We start from the raw sequence: 17,171 nt of genomic DNA, 5'->3' as shown, positions 1-17,171 counted from the left end.
GAGACTGCCGGTGCCCGCCAAACGTCCCACGATCGCCGACATCGCCCGGGCCGCCGGGGTGTCCACCGGGGCCGTGTCCTACGCGCTGAACAACCAGCGCGGGGTCTCGGAGACCACCCGCCGCCGCATCCACGAAATCGCCGCCACCCTCGGGTGGGTGCCGAACACCGCCGCCCGGGTGCTCTCCGGCGGTCCGGCGGGCGCCATCGGGCTGGTGGTGGACCGCCCGGCGCGGGTGCTCGGCATCGAGCCGTACTTCATGCAGCTGATCTCCGGCATCCAGGCCGCGCTCGCCGGCGGGCCGACCTCGCTGCTGCTCCAGGTGACCGACAACGCCCCGGCGCAGCTGGCGATCTACCGGCGGTGGTGGGCCGAGCGGCGCGTGGACGGCATCCTCCTGGTCGATCTGCTGGTGGACGATCCGCGCGTGGAACTGGTTACCGACCTCGGCCTGCCGGCGGTGATCCTCGGGGAGCCGCAGGCCGACCTCGGCCTGTCCTACGTGTGGACGGACGACGAGAAGGCCATGGCTTTCGTGGTCGACTACCTCACCACGCTGGGGCACCGGGAGATCGTGCGGGTCGCCGGGCCGGAGGAATTCGTCCACACCCAGCGGCGGACGGCTGCCTTCCTGGCCGCCACCACCGGCCTGCCGCGGGCGCGGGTGCTGACCGCGGCGGACTACTCCGACGACGCCGCCAGCCGCATCACCCGGCGGCTGCTGACCGAGCAGCGGGCGCCCACCGCGCTGGTGTTCGACAACGATGTGATGGCCGTGGCCGCCGTCGGAGTCGCCAGGGAACTGGGCCTGGACGTGCCGGGCCAGGTCTCGGTGGTGGCCTGGGACGACTCGGCCCTGTGCCGCCTCGTCCGGCCCGCGCTGACCGCCGTGCGCCGCCCGACCGCCGAACGCGGTGCCGCCGCGGTCACCCTGCTCCTGCACCCCGGCGACGGCCCTTCGCAAGTCAAAACCGCCGACCCGGAACTCCGGGTGCGCTCGAGCACCGGACCCGCTTGAGCGAGCGGAGCCCGGCCGTGCGTTTCCGCTCAGCTGAGCGGTTTCGTCCAGGTCAGGCTGTAGCGGCGCAGGACGTGCCACCGGTACCGCACGCCCGGCAGGATCCGCTGGGCCGCGGCTCGCACCTGTCCGTAGGTCATCGTCGCCAGGGAGACCGGCATGCCGTCCGGGCCGTGGGCTCGGCGCGCCAGTTTGACGACCTTCACGGCCGGCGCGGTCGCGATCCGCCGCGCCCAGTCCAGCGCGGTCGAGTCGCGGGCGAGGCCCACCACGACGAGCGTTCCGCCGGGCGTCAGCAGCTCGCGCATGCGCGTGAGAGCGGCGTCGAAGTCCATGTGGTGGAGGGCGGTGACCGAGCAGATGAAGTCGTAACCCGGCTCGGGGAGGCAGGCCGTGAGGAAGTCGGCCTGGACGAAGGTGGCGTTCGACTGCTCGCGGGCGCGGGCGATCATCTCCGCCGAGGTGTCGATCCCGGTGACGTGCTCCGCCCGGCCGGTGAGCTTCCGCGCCAGGAGGCCATCACCGCAGCCCACGTCCAGCGCGTGCGAGCAGCCGACGGGAACGGCGCGCAGGATGTCCGGGTGCCGGGCCACATTGGTGTTCCAGTACGGCTTCGACTCGTTCGGCGCCATCGGCTCACCGTAGCCGGAACGCCTCACATGGCTTGGGCACCGGCTTTGATGGCGGCGCGGATCCGGGTGTAGGTGCCGCAGCGGCAGATGTTCCGGATGCCGTCGAGGTCGGCCTCGGTGAGGTCGCGGCCTTCGGCGGCGGCCCGGCGCGCGAGTACCACGGCGGTCATGATCTGGCCCGGCTGGCAGTAACCGCACTGGGCGACGTCGTGGTCGAGCCAAGCCCGCTGCATCGGGTGCAGGTCCTCGCCGACCGTGGCGGCCAGGCCCTCGATCGTGGTCACCTCGTCGGACGGCCCGAGGTCCTTGACCGGGATCGCGCACGGGTTGACCGCGTCGCCGTTGAGGTGGCTGGTGCACGCCTTGCACACGTTGATGCCGCAGCCGTACTTCGGCCCGGTGATGCCGAGGACGTCCCGCAGCACCCACAGCAGGCGCACGTCGTCCTCGACGTCGACGGTGACCAGCGTGCCGTTGACGCGGAACGTGTGCTCAGGCATCGGTTCTCCTCGGCAGGCCGTCCACCGGCGAGGCCGGCACGGGCGGGATGGTCGGTTTCGGCTCGAACGAGAGCGTGCCGTGGTTGATCGGGAACGCGGTCGGCATCTTCCCCGTCGCACGGCCGTACGCGCAGGCGACCGCGGCCATCGACGCCGCGACCCCCAGCTCCCCCGCCCCGCCGGGTTCGTCCGAAGTGCTCGGCATGACGATGATCGTCAGCTCCGGCGGCGTGTTCCACTGCCGGGTGTAGAAGTAGTTGTCCCAGCTGGCTTCGAGGAAGTGCCCGTCCCGCAGGTGCAGGCTCGCGGTCAGCGCCAGCGCGATGCCGTCCATGACGCAGCCCATCACCTGCGCCTCGAGCCCGCGCGGGTTGACCACGAGGCCGGCGTCCACGGCGAAGACGACCTTCGTCACGCGGGGTCCGCCGACCCCGTCCCGGATGGGCCGGTTCACCGTCTCGGGACGGCAGTCGAGCTCCACCAGCGCGGCGCTGACCGACTTGTACTCGGCGTGGAAGGCGATGCCCTGCGCGGTACCGGACGGCATCGCCCGCCCCCAGGACCCTGCTTCGGCGACCTTGTCCAGCACCGCGCGGGACCGGCCGTCACGCAGGAAGTCGTGCCGGAAGCGGTAGGGGTCCTTGCCCATCTTCGCGGCGAGCTGGTCGACGACGAGTTCCCTGGCGCAGGTGACGTCGGGTGAGTAGACGTTGCGCATGCTGCCGGTGTTGAACCCCTTGGCGGTCTCGGCCAGCAACCGCCCGCTCGCCCCGAAGTGGTACGACATCGACTGGCTCAGCTGGAAGAAGGTCTCGGAGAACCCGATGTCGCCCACCGGGAGCCGGGCGGCCAGCGCGGTGAAGACCTCCCCCAGCCCGTGCCCGAAATCGGTGGCGACGCTGGTGTGCCGCTGGTCGTAGCCGAGCACCACCCCGCCGAGGTAGGCCGCGCGCACCCGCGAGGTGGCCATCGGGTGGGTGCGGCCCTGCCGCGAATCGTCGGCGCGGTGCCACATCAGCTTGACCGGCTTGCCGATCCGCTGCGACACCTCCGCCGCTTCCAGTGCGGCGTCGAAGAAGAGCTTGCGCCCGAACGACCCGCCGCCTTCGGTGACGTGCACGGTGACCCGGCTCGGCGGCAGCCCGAGCTTCGCGGCGATGACCTGCTTGGCCACGATCGGCGACTTCAGCGACGACCAGATCTCCGCCCGGCCGGGCCGCACGTCCGCCACCGCGCAGTTGGGTTCCAGCGCGCTGTTGCTACGGAAGTAGAAGGTGAACTTCGCCTCCACGGTGGGCACCGGCGGCTTCAACCCGAGTGGCAGTTCGGCGGCCGCCAGCTCCCGGAGCACGCTTTCGTCGGATTTCCCTTCCACAGTCCCGGGCTTCCACGACACCCGCAGCGCGCGCACGCCGTCGATGCACTGCCCGAAGGTCTCGGCACGCACGGCCACTCCGGTCGCGATCACCACGACGTCGGTGACCCCGGGCATGGCCCGCACCTCGGCGAGGTTGGCCACCGAGCCGACCCGGCCGTTGATGGTCGGTGGCCGGCACACCATCGTCGGCTTCGCTCCCGGGATGTCCAGGTCCATGGCGAACTTCTTGCGCCCGGTCACCGCGTCCAGCGCGTCGACCCGGTTGTGCGGCTTGCCGATGACGGTGAAGCTCTCGCGTGGAGCGAGTTCCACCGCCATCTGCTCGGTCCGCGTGCTCGCCGCCTTCACGGCGAACGTCCCGATATCGGCACGGCGACCGGCACGATCGCTGATCACCCCGTCCCGCAACGCCAGGCCGGTGACCGCGACGCCGAAATCGGCGGCGGCGGCCGTCAGCAACCGGGACCGGGCGAGTGCGGCGGCGACGCGGATCGGGGTGTAGGTCGCGATGGTCGTGTTCGACCCGCCGGTGAGCTGGTTGAACACCAGTTCCGCTCGCGCGTCGGCGAGCGTGATCCGCACCCGGCCGACCGGCACGGCCAGTTCCTCGGCGATCAGCATGGCCGTCGAAGTGGTGATGCCCTGCCCGACCTCGGCCCGCGGCAACGCGAACGACACCGTGCCGTCCTGGCCGACCTCGACCGCGATCAGGCCGGAGGTCGGTAGCGCGGCCGCGGTCATCACGTCGTTGAGGTCGAGCAGTTCGGTCAGTTCCGGCGAAGGCACCTGGGCCCGCGCCGACGGGGTGAGCCCGGCGGCGGTCACCAGGGTCGGCGCCGCCAGCACGTACCCGAGGAACCGGCGCCGCCCGAGGCCCGGTCGCACGGCGGTCACGCCGGCCGGTTGATCGTCGGGATCTCGATCTTCGTCTCCTGGCCCTTGGTCAGGTAGAAGAGGATGTACTTCCGCACGGCCTCGTCGAGCACCCACGCCGCTTCGGGCACCAGCGGCAGCGGGATCAGGCCTTCGCGGAACTTCACCAGCGCGGGCCAGGCGGCGCTGATCAGCGGGCCCCACACCGGTTCGCGCCTGATGCCGTCCCAGTCGGCCACCTGGTCCCCGGCCAGGTACCGGGCCAGCGCGTTGCACAACGGCCTGCTGAGGCTGGCCGGGCTGGTCTGCTCGGCCAGTTGCCCCAGCAGGATGTCGGTCAGCTCCACGCCTTCGGGCGTCGGGCCCATGTTGCGCGGCAGGATCTGGTCCGACTGGGCGTTGGCCGCGGCCCAGGTGGCCGGGATGTACTCGTCCCGGATGCCGAGCAGGTGCGCGGTCACCTGCCAGACGTGCAGGTAGGCCTCACGATCCGCGCTGCTCATCGGGACCTTCCACTCCAGCAGCTTGCGCATCGCGTAGGTCGGCAAGGTGTGCCAGGTGACCAGCATGTCCTCCTGGGTGATCGGCACGTCCCCGGTCCAGTGTGGAGACTGCGGCAGCAGGTGGCGCACCGCCGCGTGCACCAGCCGCGTCTTCACCGCCTCGACGATGCAGGAACCGCCAGGCCGGTAGGCGTTCAGCGCCCCGACGGCGAACCCGAGGATGCTCGTCTTGGCGACGCGGTCCTCCATGTCCGCGCCGCCCTTGGAGTAGTAGACCGAGCGTGCTTCCTGGGGGATCGCGGTGCTCAGCATGCCGCCGCCGACCCCGTTGAGCAGGTTGAGGTAGAGCCCTCGCGACTTGTTGAACTCCGCCGCGACTTCCAGCTTCTTCGGATCCGCCCACGACGGCAACTGCCGGGCCTTTTCGATGAACGCCCGCAGGTCCTCCGGCAGCCCGGCGGGCAGCGGCTGGTCGTTGCGGGTCCAGTTCCACAGCAGGGCGTTGACCTGGGGCACGTCACCGCGATCGAGCAGGGACGCGACGAGCGGATCGGCCTCCTCGTCCCACACCCACCGCGGATCGGCACCGGCCCCCGAGCCCGCGATCGAACCGCTGGGCGCCCAGGTCCACGCCACCAGTGAACGCGCGTGCGCCGGTGCGGCCACGCCCAGTGCGCCGAGCGCGCCCAGTGCCCCGCCGGACACCAGCATCTTGCGCCTGCTCAGTCCCGCCATGCTGCGACTCCTCTTCGAACCGGTCTACTCAGGACGGTTGGTGTCCGGGATCTCGATGCTGATCGGCTTCGCTTCGGACAGGAACAGCAGCGCCGCCTTGCGCAGGAACTCGTCGAAGAGCCAGTACGCCTTGGGCGCCAGCGGCAACGGCAGCAGTCCTTCGCGCACGGCGATGAACGGCTCCCAGGCGACGTCGAGCAGCGAGTCCCAGAGCGGTTCCCGGTCGATGTCCAGCCACCCGGCGATCTGGTCGCCGAGCATGAACCTCGTGACCGCGCCCAGGATGGGCTTGCTGAGGATGCCACCGTCCACAGTGGCCCCGAGGTTGAGCAGGATGTCCGCCAGCTTGATGCCCTCCGGCGTCGGTGCCAGAATCGGGTCCAGCACCTCGTCGGCCTGCGAGTTGGCTTCCTGCCACGTCGCCGGGATGTATTCGTCCTTGATCCCCAGCATGTGCGCGCTCACCTGCCAGGAATGCAGGAACGCCACCGATTCGCGCTGCGGGATCGGGATCTTCCAGTCGGTCATCTTCCGCATGACGGTGGTGGGCAGGCTGTGCCAGGTGACCATCATGTCCCGCTGGCTGATCGGGATCTCCTCGTCGGCGACCGCGGGCCAGTGCGGGGACTGCGGCAGCAGGTGGCGCACCGCCGCGTGCACCAGCCGGGTCTTGACGCAGGTCACCACCATCTCGCCGCCGGGCTGGTAGGCGTCGCGCGAACCGATGTCGTACCCGAGCTTCGCGGTCTTGGAGATGCGGTCCTTCATGTCCGCGCCGCCCTGCGAGTAGTAGACCGCGCGGGCTTCCTTCGGGATGACCGTGCTCATCATGCCGCTGGCCAGCCCGTACAGCAGGCCGAGGTAGAGCCCCCGCTTCTCGTTGAAGTCCACCGCGGTGGCCAGCTTGCCCGGCTCGGCCCACGAGGGCAGTTGCCTTGCGCGCTCCATGAAGTCCCGCAGGTCCGCGGGCAGCCCGGCGGGCAGCGGCTGGCCGTTCTTGGTCCAGGTCCGCAGCAGGTTGTTGACCATGGGCACGTCACCCCGGTCGAGCAGGGACGCGACCAGCGGGTCGGCTTCCTCGTCCCACACCCACCGCGGATCGGCACCGGCCCCGGCGCCGGCCACCGAACCGGTGGGTGACCACGTCCACGCCGAGCGGGCCTGCGCGGGGGCCGCGATGCCCAGCGCGCCGAGCGCGCCCAGCGCCCCGCCCGCCCTCAACATGTCGCGCCTGCTCAGTCCGTCCATTCGCTTCGCTCCTCTTCCTCGAGGTCGAGAGCCGTAAACCGAGACCTGATACGATGAAACAAGTGCTGAATCTGCGTATCATGAGAGCACACGGTGTCGGCTATCACAAGACCTTCCGTGACAGCGGGTCCGCGGCTGAGGCAGAATCGAGCGCTCTGGAGGAGCCCGTGGAACCTGCGCTGTCCGCCCTGTTGAGCTCGGGTGAGGAGTCGCTGCTCGAACGCGCCTACAGCGACGCCGTCGGGCGGGCGGACGAAGTGGACGAAGCCCGCGCGCGCATCCTCGACGCCGCGTACGACCAGTTCTGCCGGCTGGGCATCCAGCGCTCCACGATGGAGGACGTGGCTCGCCGGGCCGGGGTTTCCCGGATCACCGTCTACCGGCGGTTCACCACGAAGGACGCGCTGGTGGAACAAGTGGTGCGGCGGGAGTTCCGCCGGTACTTCGACCAGTTCCTGATCGACATCGAGCAGGCCGAGACCGCCGCCGACCGGGTGGTGCTCGGGTTCGTCAGCTCCCTGCGCGCCATCCGGGGCAACCCGCTGATCGGCGGGCTGATGGAGGCGGAACCGGACCTGCTGGTGCCGTCGATGATCAACGACGGCGGCCGGACGCTGGGCACCGTGCGGCAGTTCGTCGCCGGGCAGCTGCGGCACGAACAGCGGGCGGGCACCGTGTCCAGCGAGCTGGACGCCGACGTCGTCGCCGAGATGATGGTGCGGATCTCCGCGTCGTTCCTGGCCATTCCGAGCCAGGTCATCGACCTCGACGACGACGAACAGCTCGCCGCGGTGGCACGGCGGTTCCTGGTGCCGATGCTGGAGCCGGGCGACCGAACCTAGTGGTCCGCCGCCGGCCGGCGTGCGGCCCAGACGGTGCGCTCGGCGCGGACAGCGAGGTCGTCGCGGCGCAGGAGGCTGTGGGGCCCGCTGGTGTCGAGCAGCCGGTCCAGCGCGGCGAGATCCTCGGCCGGTAGTGCCTGGGCGACGCCCTGGCGCACGCGGCTCAGGCCCGCGAGCGCATAACGCCCGACGGCCTCGTTGTGCTTCGCCGGCAGGTTCGCGGTGATCGTGCGTTCGCTCTCGACGGTGAACCCGGCGGCCACCAGTTCCGGGCCCCAGTCGGCGCCGCGGTGGGGCACGGCTTCGGCGATGCGGTGGGCCATCGCGGCGTGGCAGCGGTCTTCGAGGCCCGGCCGGTCCTCCGGGGCGTCCTGGGGCAGGAACCGCGGGAAGTCCGCCAGCTCCACCACCGCGAACAACCCGCCGGGCGCGAGCATCTCGTGGACCTGCCGCAGCACACGGCCGGGGTCGGCCATGTGGTGCAAGGAGGCCGATGCCCAGACCAGGTCGGGTGTGCCGAGGTCGGGCCAGGACGCGTCGAGGTCCGCCCGCACGGTGTGCACCCGGTCGGCGACCCCGGCCGCTTCGGCCTTCTCCGCCAGCCGTCCCAAGTGGACGACCGAGGCATCGACGGCCGTCACCCGCGCTTCGGGGAAGCGCTTGAGCAGGAGGAAGGTACCGGCTCCGGTCCCGCAGCCCAGGTCCACGATGTGCCGGGGCTCGGTCTCGGCCGGTAGTGAGGTGACGATGGCCGCGAGGTGCTCGGCGAGCACTTCCGCGTCCAGGTCGAGCACGTCGGCGTGGTCGTGTTTTCCGTGTTCCATGACGACCACGCTAAGTGGACCCGGCCCTGGTAGGGCGGCGGTTTCCCGGATGCGCAAGAAGATCGCCGGCCACCGTGCCGAAGGCGCAAGAACTCAGCCGTCGCCCTGCTGGTGACCGCGGCGGGCGTCACGGTCGAAGATGCCCAGGATCTCGCACGGGCCACCCTCGGCGCCGATGGCGTGCGGCAGCATCGTGGGGAATTCGGCCGCCTGGTTGGTTTCCACGCGGAGGCGGCGGTCGCCCAGCAGCAGCACGGCGGTACCCGACAGGACCACGAGCCATTCGCGGCCGGGGTGCGCCCGCATGCGTGCGAGGTTCTCGGGCGGTGGGTCGACCATTCGCTGGCGCACCACCGTGAGCCCCGGATCCGCCTTGACGGGCCAGCGCATCAGGCCGTACGCCGCCTCGTGCGTCGGATTGCTGATGACGTCGTCCGTGGCTGTCTCCACCAGCTGGTCGAGCGAGGTGTCCAGGGCGCGGGCGAGCGTGACGAGCTGATCGAGGGCGAGGCGCCGCCCACCGGTCTCGATGCGGCTGAGCGTGGACGCCCCCATCCGCGCACGGGCGGCCAAGTCCTCCAGTGACCAGCCTTGGGCCACCCGCAGCGCACGGATCCGCTGGCGCACCAGGCTGTCGAGGTCGCCGCCGTCATCTTGCTTCACCGGCACCAGCCTAGGCAGGCTGCCCCGTGACAGGATGAGGCGGTGACCGACAGCCCCGACGCCTCGAGCCGCCCGTGGCGCGGGGTGGCCGCGGACGAGCGGCAGGCACGCCGTCGCAGGCAGCTGATCGACGCCGGGTTCGCGCTGATGGGCTCCGGTGGGGCCGCGTCGGTCACGATGCGCGGGGTGTGCCGCGAAGCCAAGCTCACCGAGCGGTACTTCTACGAGAGCTTCCCCAATCGCGAGGCACTCCTGGTGGCCGTGCTGGAAGCGGTGGCCGAGCAGGCGCGGATAGCGCTGCTGGCGGCGCTATCCGAAGCGGCGGACACGGCCGCACTGGTCCGGCAGGTGGTGGCGGCGTTCACCGAGTTCGTCACCGCCGACCCGCGCCGGGGCCGCGTGCTGTTCGTGGAGTCGGTGGCCGCTCCCGAACTGGCCAACCGCGGCGCCGAACTGGTCGGCGAGTTCACCAAGCCGATCGCGCTGGCCCTGCGCAACCCCGTGCTCGGCGGGGAGGCCGCCGACGACCACGACCTGGAGCTGAACGCCGAAGCGGTGTTCGGCGCGCTGGCCTACCTCTACCAGGCCTGGCTCGCCGGCCGGGTCACCATCACCCGCGACCGCTTCGTGGAGCACGTTTCCCAGGTCGTCGAGCAGCTGGCCCAGGCGAGTTCCGCCGCCGTCCAGGACTGACCACCTCCCGCGCGCGCCCTCCCGTGAACTGACATCGGCCGATGTTGACATCGCACGCTGTCAACAATATCGTGCAACGCCAAGCGAACGTGAGGACGAAGCGATGTTCGGACTGTTCCGCGGAAAACCGGTCGTCGACGTGCGCGGGGCGCGCCGGTACACCGACCAGGCGCACGCCATCGCCCCGCGTGACGTCGAGTTCTCCTGGGACGGCGTGCCGATGCACTACATCCCCGGCGAGCCGATGGCCACGCACATCATCAACGTGATGCACCTGGTGCTGCCCGAGGGCGAGCGCGCGATGTCCGCCGCGCTGGCCGAGGCGCTGCCGCTGATCGAGGACGGGCGGCTGCACGAAGAGGTCGTCGGCTTCATCGGCCAGGAAGCGACCCACGCGGCTTCGCACGAGGGCGCGAGGGACCACCTGGCGAAGCTCGGCCTGGACGTCGAGCCGACGGCCCGCAAGATGGAGTGGATGGTCGACAAGGTCCTCGGCGACTGGGGGCTGACCGGCCGGGCGAAGCACGCGTGGCTGTGCGAGCGGCTCGGGTTGTTCGCCGCGATGGAGCACTACACCGCGGTGGTGGGCGACTGGCTGCTCAACGCCGACCAGCTGGCCGAGCGGGGCATGCACCCGACCATGCTGGACCTCGTCCGCTGGCACGGCGCCGAAGAGGTCGAGCACCGCAACGTCGCCTTCGACGCCTTCATGTACGTCGACGGCGGGTACGGCAGGCGGGTGCGCACGGCGCTGGTCGCCAGCTTCACCCTGGCGGTGTTGTTCCTGACCACGGCGGGTTCGCTGTTCCGCAAGGACCCGTCGCCGGACAAGGGCCGCTTCTGGCCGGTGCAGCTGCTGAGCGCGACCCGGCGGCGGATGATCCCCTCGGCGACCATCTTCCTCACCGAGATCCCGAAGTACCTCCACCCGCGGTTCCACCCGTCGCAGCTCGGCAGCATGGACAAGGCCCTGCGCTACCTCGCGCGGTCACCGGCGGCCAACGGCGGTGACCGGTGAACCGGTCCACAAAGGACGCGTACGCCCCCACCGGCGCGATGCGCCTGGCGGCGCTCGCCAGTGCCGCCTACCGGCACGTGTTCGCCGCCGGGCCGGTGGCACCCCTGCTGTCCCGGCCGAAACCGGTGCGCCGCACGGGGTTCGACCTCGACCTGCGGATCGGCCAGATCCGGCCGGAGGCCGGGGACGTGGTCAGCCTGACCCTGGAATCGGACGGCGAGCCGCTCCCCCACTGGGTTCCCGGCGCGCACCTGGACATCTTCCTGCCCTCGGGCAGGCAACGCCAGTACTCGCTGTGCGGTGATCCCGCCGATCGGCACGCCTACCGCATCGCCGTCCGGCGGCTCGGCGACGGGCTGGGCGGTTCGCGCGAAGTCCACGAACTGCGCGCCGGTACCCGGATCACCGCACGCGGCCCCCGCAACGCCTTCACCCTGGTCGGCGCGCCGTCCTACCTGTTCGTCGCGGGTGGCATCGGGATCACGCCGATCCTGCCGATGGTGCGGGCCTGCCACGAACGCGGCGTTCCGTGGCGCCTGGTCTACCTCGGCCGGTCGCGGGCGAGCATGCCGTTCCTCGGCGAACTCGCCGGGTACGACAGCGGCGTGCTCGACATCCGGCCGGACGACGAGGCCGGGCCGCCGGACATCACCGGCATCCTGCCGCTCGCGGCCCCCGGCGCGGCGATCTACCTGTGTGGTCCTCCCCCGCTGATGGTCACCGCGCGCGGGCTGGTGCGGGAGATCAACCCGACCGCCTCCCTGCACACCGAACGGTTCTCGCCGCTGCCCGTGGTCGACGGCACGCCGTTCGAGATCCGGCTGTACCGCAGCGGGGTGACCGTGCCGGTCGCGGCGGACGAGTCGGCGCTCACCGCGATCCGCCGGGCGGTGCCCGGGGTGGCCTACTCCTGCCGCCAGGGTTTCTGCGGCACTTGCACAACCCCCGTGCTGGCCGGGACCGTGGAGCACCGGGACCGGGTCCTCCCGGACGGTGAGCGCGAGAAGTCCATGCTGATCTGCGTTTCCCGTTCGGCAGGCGGTCCCCTGCTGCTCGACCTCTGACCGAAGGCGGCCCATGACACGCTGGTATCCCCTGGCCGAAGCCGGCGACGAGTTCCTCGCCTCGGCCCCGTTCCGGTTCGTCCAGGCCGTCGACGTGCCGGTGGACGCCGCGCGGGTGTGGCGGGTCCTCTCCGCCGACGACGCGCTGGTGTCGTGGTCCCGGCTGATCACCGGCATGGACTGGACCTCTCCGCGGCCGTTCGGCGTCGGCACCACCCGGACCGTCACGGTCGGGCGCGCCGCGACCCTGCGCGAACGCTTCTACCGATGGGACGAGGAAAGCCGGATGACCTTCACCGCCGAAGCCGCCTCCAAGCCGGGTTTCCGCCGGTTCGCCGAGGACATGGCGCTCACCCCTCTGACCGAAGGCACCCGGATCACCTGGACCTTCGCCGTCGAGCCGGTGCCGAAGGCCGCGCCCTTGCTGCGCCTGGGCCGCCCGGCGTTCCAGCGGGTCACCGCGGGCTGGGCGAAGGGACTGGCGGAGGCGATCGGCCGATGAGCGCGCTGGCCACCGCCACGGGCATCGTCCGCGACCTCGGCGTCCCGCTGCCCGGCCGCGTCCACTACGACGTGCGCGGCAAGGTCGTGCTGATCACCGGCGGCGGGGACGGCATCGGCCTGGCCCTGGCGCGCGAACTGCACGGCCGCGGTGCCGTCGTCGCGCTGACCGACATCGACCCGGCCGCGCTCGATCGGGCCGGAACCACGCTGGGCAGCCGGGTGCACACCTTCGTCGCCGACGTCCGCGACCGCACGGCCATGGAAACGGTCGTCCGCCGGCTGACCGCCGAGGCTGGCGGGCTCGACGTGGTGGTCGCCAACGCCGGGGTGACCCCGCCACCGGCCACGCTGCGCCAGATCGACCCGGACGGCTTCGACCGGGTGCTCGACATCAACCTGACCGGCGTGTTCAACACCGTCCGGCCGGCGATCGACGAGGTGGTGGCGCGACGCGGGCACATCGTGGTCGTCTCCTCGGCGGCCGCCTTCGCGCCCGGCCTCGGCGGTGCCTCCTACATGATCAGCAAGGCGGGGGTCGAACAGCTGGGCCGGGCCCTGCGGCTCGAACTCGCCGGATTCGGGGCCAGCGCGGGGGTCGCCTACTTCGGCGTGGTCGACACGCGACTCGCCAAGGCCACATTGGACGATGACGCCCTCGGCGCGGAGCTCGAAGCGCGGCTTCCCCGTCCGCTGCGCCGCCGGATCACCGCGGAACAGGCGGCCACGGTGCTCGCCGGCGCCATCGCCCGGCGCGCCGGGCGTACGCTGGCCCCGGCCGCGTGGCAGGGCTGGGCGTTGCTCCGCGGCTTCGTGAACGTGGTCGCCGACGGCGTCCTCGCCGCCGACCGCCGGTGCCACACCCTCATCCGCGAACTCGAAGCCAGGGGGAGCCGATCGTGAGCGCACCACCCGCCACGCTGTGCGAGGCGTTCCAACGGGTCGCGGCCATCGACCCGGACGCCGTCGCGGTGCGGACCGTCGGCGGCACGCGGACCCTGACCTGGCGCGAGTACCGCGCCCAGGTGCGGGAGGTCGCCGCCGGTTTCGCCGCGCTCGGCGTCGGCCGCGGGGACACGGTCGCGCTGATGATGGCGAACCGGACGGAGTTCTACCCGGTCGACGTCGGCGCGCTGCACGCCGGCGCGACCTCGTTCTCCGTCTACAACACCCTCGCACCCGACGCGATCCGGTACGTGCTCGGCAACGCCGGTGCCCGGGTCGTGGTCTGCGAAGCCCAGTACGTGGAGCGCGTCCGCGGAACCGGTGTGGTGGACCGGATCGTGGTCGTCGACGCCGAGCCCGGCGAAGTCCCGGACGGCACGATCTCCTTGGCGGAGCTGAAGAACCTCGGCGCCGCCGACTTCGACTTCGAGGCCGCCTGGCGCGCGGTCCAGCCCGAGGACGTGGCGACGCTGATCTACACCTCGGGCACCACCGGGGACCCCAAGGGCGTCGAGTCCACGCACGCGGCGCTGTTGTTCGAGGCCACCGCGGTCAGCGCGGTCCTGCCCGTCGAGTACGGCGACCGGATCACCTCGTTCATGCCGTCGGCGCACATCGCCGACCGCGTCACCGCGTTGTACTTCCAACTCGTCTTCGGCACCCAGATCACCGTGGTCACCGACCCGCGGCAGATCGTCGCGGCCGTGCGGGACTGCCGCCCGACCATCTGGGGCGCGGTCCCGCGCGTGTGGGAGAAGCTGAAGGTCGCGATCGAACTGGCCGTGGCGCACGAGCCCGACGAAGAACGCCGCGAGGAACTGGAATGGGCGGTGGAGGTCGGCAACCGCCGGCTGGCCCACCTGCGTGCGGGCACGCCCGTGCCGCCGGAACTGGAAGCCGAGTACGCCAAGGCGGACGCGGCCGTGCTCACCGGCCTGCGGGACATGCTCGGCTTCGGCGGGCTGAAGTGGGCGGTCTCCGGCGGTGCCCCGATCCCCGGGGGCACACTGGCCTTCTTCGCCGCGCTCGGCCTGCCGATCTCCGAGATCTGGGGCATGTCGGAGCTGACCTGCATCGCCAGCACGTTCCCGGCCGACCCGGCCAAACTCGGTACCGTCGGGCGGATCCTGCCCGGCATGGAGACGCGGGTCGCCGAGGACGGGGAACTGTTCGTGCGCGGGCCGCTGGTGATGAAGGGCTACCGGGGTGAACCGGCCAAGACCGCCGAGGCGATCGACGCCGACGGCTGGCTGGCCACCGGCGACGTGGTGACCGTCGACGACGACGGCGTGCTCACCATCGTCGACCGGAAGAAGGACCTGATCATCAACGCCTCGGGCAAGAACATGTCCCCGGCCAACATCGAGAACGCGATCAAGGCGGCGTCCTCCCTCATCGGCGGGGTGGCCGCCATCGGCGACGACCGCCCGTACACCACCGCGCTGATCACCCTGGACCCCGAGGTCGCCGCCGCGCTCGCCCCGGACGGCGGCAAGGCCGAACTGGCCCGGGATCCGGAGATCCTCACCCGGGTCGCCGCCGCGGTGGCCAGTGGCAACGCGAAGCTGTCCCGGGTCGAGCAGATCAAGCGCTTCCACCTGCTCCCGGTGTTCTGGGAACCCGGCGGCGACGAACTGACCCTGACGATGAAGCTGCGCCGCAAGCCGATCGCCGCGAAGTACGCCGCGGCGATCGACCGCCTCTACGCCGACCCCCTTCCCGACGACGTGCACGAACCACGCTGACCCGGCTCAGCCCCGGCCGGTGAGCATCGGCAGGGAGACGAAGTCCGCGAGCGCCTGCTGCCCGGCCGCGTTGGCGTGCACCCCGTCGCCGTTGTCGTAGGGCGGGTGGATCCCGTTGGGCTGCAACGGGTCCCTCAGCACCCGGTCGAAGTCGGCCACGCCGTCGCAGGTGCCGGAGCAGTTGTTCCAGCGCTGGGTGAAGGTGCCGACCTCGTGCCGGTCGAGGTTGTGCTGGGCGGTGTACCCGGGTCGCGGGGTGATCGGGGTGACGTACACCGCGATCCCCGCGTCACGCAGGCGCTGGAAGACCTGGCGGTAGCTGTCCAGGATGGGCCCGGCGGTGCAGCCGAAGGCCAGGTCGTTGGTGCCGTAGTAGTAGAGGACGCCGGTGACGCCGTGCAGCGCCAGCACGTCGCGGTCCAGCCGGGCGAGCGCGTCCAGGCCGGCGACGCGGTCCGGGGTGCCGGGGCAGGCGTTCGAACTGGTGGTGCCGCTGATCCCGGCGTTCGCGATGGCGAGCTCGCCGGTGCGGCGGGCCAGGTCGTCGGTCCAGCGGCGGTTGGTGCCCAGTTCGGTGCAGCCGGGCCCGCAGTTGGTGCTGCCCACCCCGTCGACCACCGAACTGCCGTAGGCGACGATCGTGCCGCGCAGGCCGCGGTTGCGCACGTCGACCGCGCTGACCAGGTAGGTCGAGGTGACGGTTTCGGTGTACGCGGTGCCGCCGGGATCGGCGGTGTGGTCACCCGCGCCCGCGGGGGTCAGGTAGTTCTCGCGGAACGCCGAGTCGTGCTGGCCGGGGACGACCGTGCCCGCCACGTACATGCTGACGCTGAGGTCGCTGTCCGGCTGGGTGCGCAGATCGGTGTCGTCGCTCCAGACCTCGCCGCCGGGCGGGATGGTGACCGCGGGCCGACCACGGAAGGTCAGCGGCCGGACGCCGGTGACCGAAGCGGCCGGTCCGCTCAGGCCCGCGGTCGCGCGGTCGATGGTCAGCGGGGTCTTGCCGAAGGTGTTCTGCACGCGGACGCGCACCGCGTCGCCACCCTGGCTCAGGTGCGTGACCATCCGCACGGACTGGTTCTGCAACGTCTTGGCGGCCGGCGCCTGCTGCGACTGCGCCCACGAGGTGAACCACGGCGATCGCCGCGTTTCCGCCGCCGGTGCCGAGCCCATCAGCGATCCGGCGAGGAGCAGGACAGCGGCGCCGAACACGGCGATCTTCCTCGAACGCTTCATCGCGTACCTTTCGTCCGTTGTGGACCCAGCCTGCTGACGGTGAGCAGCACGGGGGTGGACACGCCCGCGGCGGCGCACAGGCCGGCGGCGTAACCGCCCAGCCAGCCGATGGCGTCGACGGACCATTCGGCGAGGGTGCCGTGGAAACTCGCCGCATGCCGTGGCGGGCCGTTCCAGAAGGAGTCGTCGAACGGCGGCTTCGGCTCGGGCGAAACACCGGCGGACTCGCAGGCGAACACGGTCTGTTCGGCCATCCGTTCCCGGAAGCGCGCCGCCGTCGCGGGGACCGACGGGTCCTGGCCGCTGTCGAAGGTGACCCGCACCGGTGTGCTCGGCCCGGCGTCACCGAACCACGCGGCGGTCGCGAGGGACGCCGGCCCGGCTCCGGGCGGCAGCAGGATCTGCACCGCGTCCAGGTCGAGCGTGCCGAGGTGTGCCAGGACGTCACCGGCACAGCGGAGGAACGGCTGCACCGGCAACGGCTCCGCTTCGACGCCCACCTGGAACCAGCCGGCCAGCCCCGGCGCGGCGAGCGGGTGCTCCTCGCCCGCGTCGTTCATGCCCCACAGGACATCCAGCCAGCCCATGGCCAGCGACCGGTCGTGGAAGAGGATGTAGGCGTCCCGGCCGGGATCGTGCCCGGGGTGCCGCACCAGCGAGCCGTACAACGCCGCGAACAACGTCCCCGACGGCCTGCGGGTACCCGGCGCCAGGCCGGGGCGGGCTTCGGTCACCGCGCCAGTCTGCCGGAAC

General features: G+C 71.6%; 17 protein-coding genes. 8 read left to right on the top strand and 9 right to left on the bottom strand.

What is annotated here, in order from left to right:
• Positions 1-10: 10 nt before the first annotated feature.
• Positions 11-1,018 (top strand): LacI family DNA-binding transcriptional regulator, encoded by a 1,008-nt coding sequence (locus tag L3Q67_RS30750; protein WP_499184924.1) that lies wholly within the window; start codon positions 11-13, stop codon positions 1,016-1,018.
• 29 nt (positions 1,019-1,047) lie between these two features.
• Here L3Q67_RS30750 and L3Q67_RS30745 read toward each other — a convergent pair whose 3' ends face one another.
• From L3Q67_RS30745 to L3Q67_RS30725, 5 genes are read right to left on the bottom strand one after another with little or no spacing between them, the layout of a single operon-like run.
• A complete protein-coding gene (locus L3Q67_RS30745) occupies positions 1,048-1,650 on the bottom strand; it encodes a class I SAM-dependent methyltransferase (protein ID WP_499184923.1) in 603 nt (200 codons plus the stop codon).
• Positions 1,651-1,673: 23 nt separating this feature from the next.
• Positions 1,674-2,150, bottom strand: a complete 477-nt coding sequence (locus L3Q67_RS30740; RefSeq protein WP_499184922.1) for a (2Fe-2S)-binding protein — start codon at positions 2,148-2,150, stop codon at positions 1,674-1,676.
• Positions 2,143-4,413: a molybdopterin cofactor-binding domain-containing protein gene (locus tag L3Q67_RS30735; RefSeq protein WP_499191682.1), complete on the bottom strand. Its 2,271-nt coding sequence runs from the start codon at positions 4,411-4,413 to the stop codon at positions 2,143-2,145. The genes L3Q67_RS30740 and L3Q67_RS30735 overlap by 8 nt, the downstream gene beginning before the upstream one ends.
• A 5-nt stretch (positions 4,414-4,418) precedes the next feature.
• Complete coding sequence (locus tag L3Q67_RS30730; protein WP_499184921.1) at positions 4,419-5,639, bottom strand: oxygenase MpaB family protein; 1,221 nt, start codon at positions 5,637-5,639, stop codon at positions 4,419-4,421.
• A 24-nt stretch (positions 5,640-5,663) separates the two neighbouring features.
• On the bottom strand, positions 5,664-6,887 hold the full coding sequence (locus L3Q67_RS30725) for an oxygenase MpaB family protein (RefSeq protein ID WP_499184920.1): 1,224 nt from the start codon (positions 6,885-6,887) through the stop codon (positions 5,664-5,666).
• 167 nt (positions 6,888-7,054) lie between these two features.
• Here L3Q67_RS30725 and L3Q67_RS30720 point away from each other — a divergent pair, with 167 nt between their 5' ends.
• Entirely contained in the window at positions 7,055-7,729 is a 675-nt protein-coding gene (locus L3Q67_RS30720; protein WP_499184919.1) for a TetR/AcrR family transcriptional regulator, read from the top strand.
• Here the strand turns inward: L3Q67_RS30720 and L3Q67_RS30715 are convergent.
• Positions 7,726-8,553 (bottom strand): class I SAM-dependent methyltransferase, encoded by an 828-nt coding sequence (locus tag L3Q67_RS30715; RefSeq protein WP_499184918.1) that lies wholly within the window; start codon positions 8,551-8,553, stop codon positions 7,726-7,728. The two genes, L3Q67_RS30720 and L3Q67_RS30715, sit on opposite strands and share 4 nt — an antisense overlap.
• Before the next feature lie 93 nt (positions 8,554-8,646).
• Positions 8,647-9,216, bottom strand: a complete 570-nt coding sequence (locus L3Q67_RS30710; protein WP_499184917.1) for a helix-turn-helix transcriptional regulator — start codon at positions 9,214-9,216, stop codon at positions 8,647-8,649.
• A gap of 42 nt (positions 9,217-9,258) precedes the next feature.
• Here L3Q67_RS30710 and L3Q67_RS30705 point away from each other — a divergent pair, with 42 nt between their 5' ends.
• The 6 genes from L3Q67_RS30705 to fadD11 all read left to right on the top strand — a co-directional run bounded on the left by L3Q67_RS30705 (position 9,259) and on the right by fadD11 (position 15,182).
• Positions 9,259-9,909 (top strand): TetR/AcrR family transcriptional regulator, encoded by a 651-nt coding sequence (locus L3Q67_RS30705; protein ID WP_499184916.1) that lies wholly within the window; start codon positions 9,259-9,261, stop codon positions 9,907-9,909.
• 103 nt (positions 9,910-10,012) lie between these two features.
• Positions 10,013-10,927: a metal-dependent hydrolase gene (locus tag L3Q67_RS30700; protein WP_499184915.1), complete on the top strand. Its 915-nt coding sequence runs from the start codon at positions 10,013-10,015 to the stop codon at positions 10,925-10,927.
• On the top strand, positions 10,924-11,991 hold the full coding sequence (locus L3Q67_RS30695) for a PDR/VanB family oxidoreductase (RefSeq protein ID WP_499184914.1): 1,068 nt from the start codon (positions 10,924-10,926) through the stop codon (positions 11,989-11,991). Before L3Q67_RS30700 ends, L3Q67_RS30695 begins: the two co-directional genes overlap by 4 nt.
• 13 nt (positions 11,992-12,004) lie before the next feature.
• Positions 12,005-12,493 carry an SRPBCC family protein gene (locus L3Q67_RS30690; protein ID WP_499184913.1) on the top strand — a complete coding sequence of 163 codons (489 nt, stop codon included), beginning with the start codon at positions 12,005-12,007 and terminating at the stop codon, positions 12,491-12,493.
• Positions 12,490-13,395: an SDR family oxidoreductase gene (locus tag L3Q67_RS30685; protein ID WP_499184912.1), complete on the top strand. Its 906-nt coding sequence runs from the start codon at positions 12,490-12,492 to the stop codon at positions 13,393-13,395. The genes L3Q67_RS30690 and L3Q67_RS30685 overlap by 4 nt, the downstream gene beginning before the upstream one ends.
• Entirely contained in the window at positions 13,392-15,182 is a 1,791-nt protein-coding gene (gene fadD11 / locus L3Q67_RS30680; RefSeq protein ID WP_499184911.1) for a fatty acid--CoA ligase FadD11, read from the top strand. Before L3Q67_RS30685 ends, fadD11 begins: the two co-directional genes overlap by 4 nt.
• 6 nt (positions 15,183-15,188) lie before the next feature.
• Here the strand turns inward: fadD11 and L3Q67_RS30675 are convergent, their stop codons facing one another.
• Positions 15,189-16,418, bottom strand: a complete 1,230-nt coding sequence (locus tag L3Q67_RS30675; RefSeq protein WP_499184910.1) for an SGNH/GDSL hydrolase family protein — start codon at positions 16,416-16,418, stop codon at positions 15,189-15,191.
• Positions 16,415-17,152: a hypothetical protein gene (locus tag L3Q67_RS30670; protein WP_499184909.1), complete on the bottom strand. Its 738-nt coding sequence runs from the start codon at positions 17,150-17,152 to the stop codon at positions 16,415-16,417. The genes L3Q67_RS30675 and L3Q67_RS30670 overlap by 4 nt, the downstream gene beginning before the upstream one ends.
• Positions 17,153-17,171 lie beyond the last annotated feature (19 nt).

The organism is Saccharothrix sp. AJ9571 (assembly GCF_021725495.1).
In the GTDB taxonomy this organism is placed as follows: Bacteria; Actinomycetota; Actinomycetes; order Mycobacteriales; family Pseudonocardiaceae; genus Amycolatopsis; species Amycolatopsis magusensis.
The sequence above is the reverse complement of the archived record's forward strand: the minus strand, read 5'-3'. Positions and strand labels throughout refer to the sequence as shown.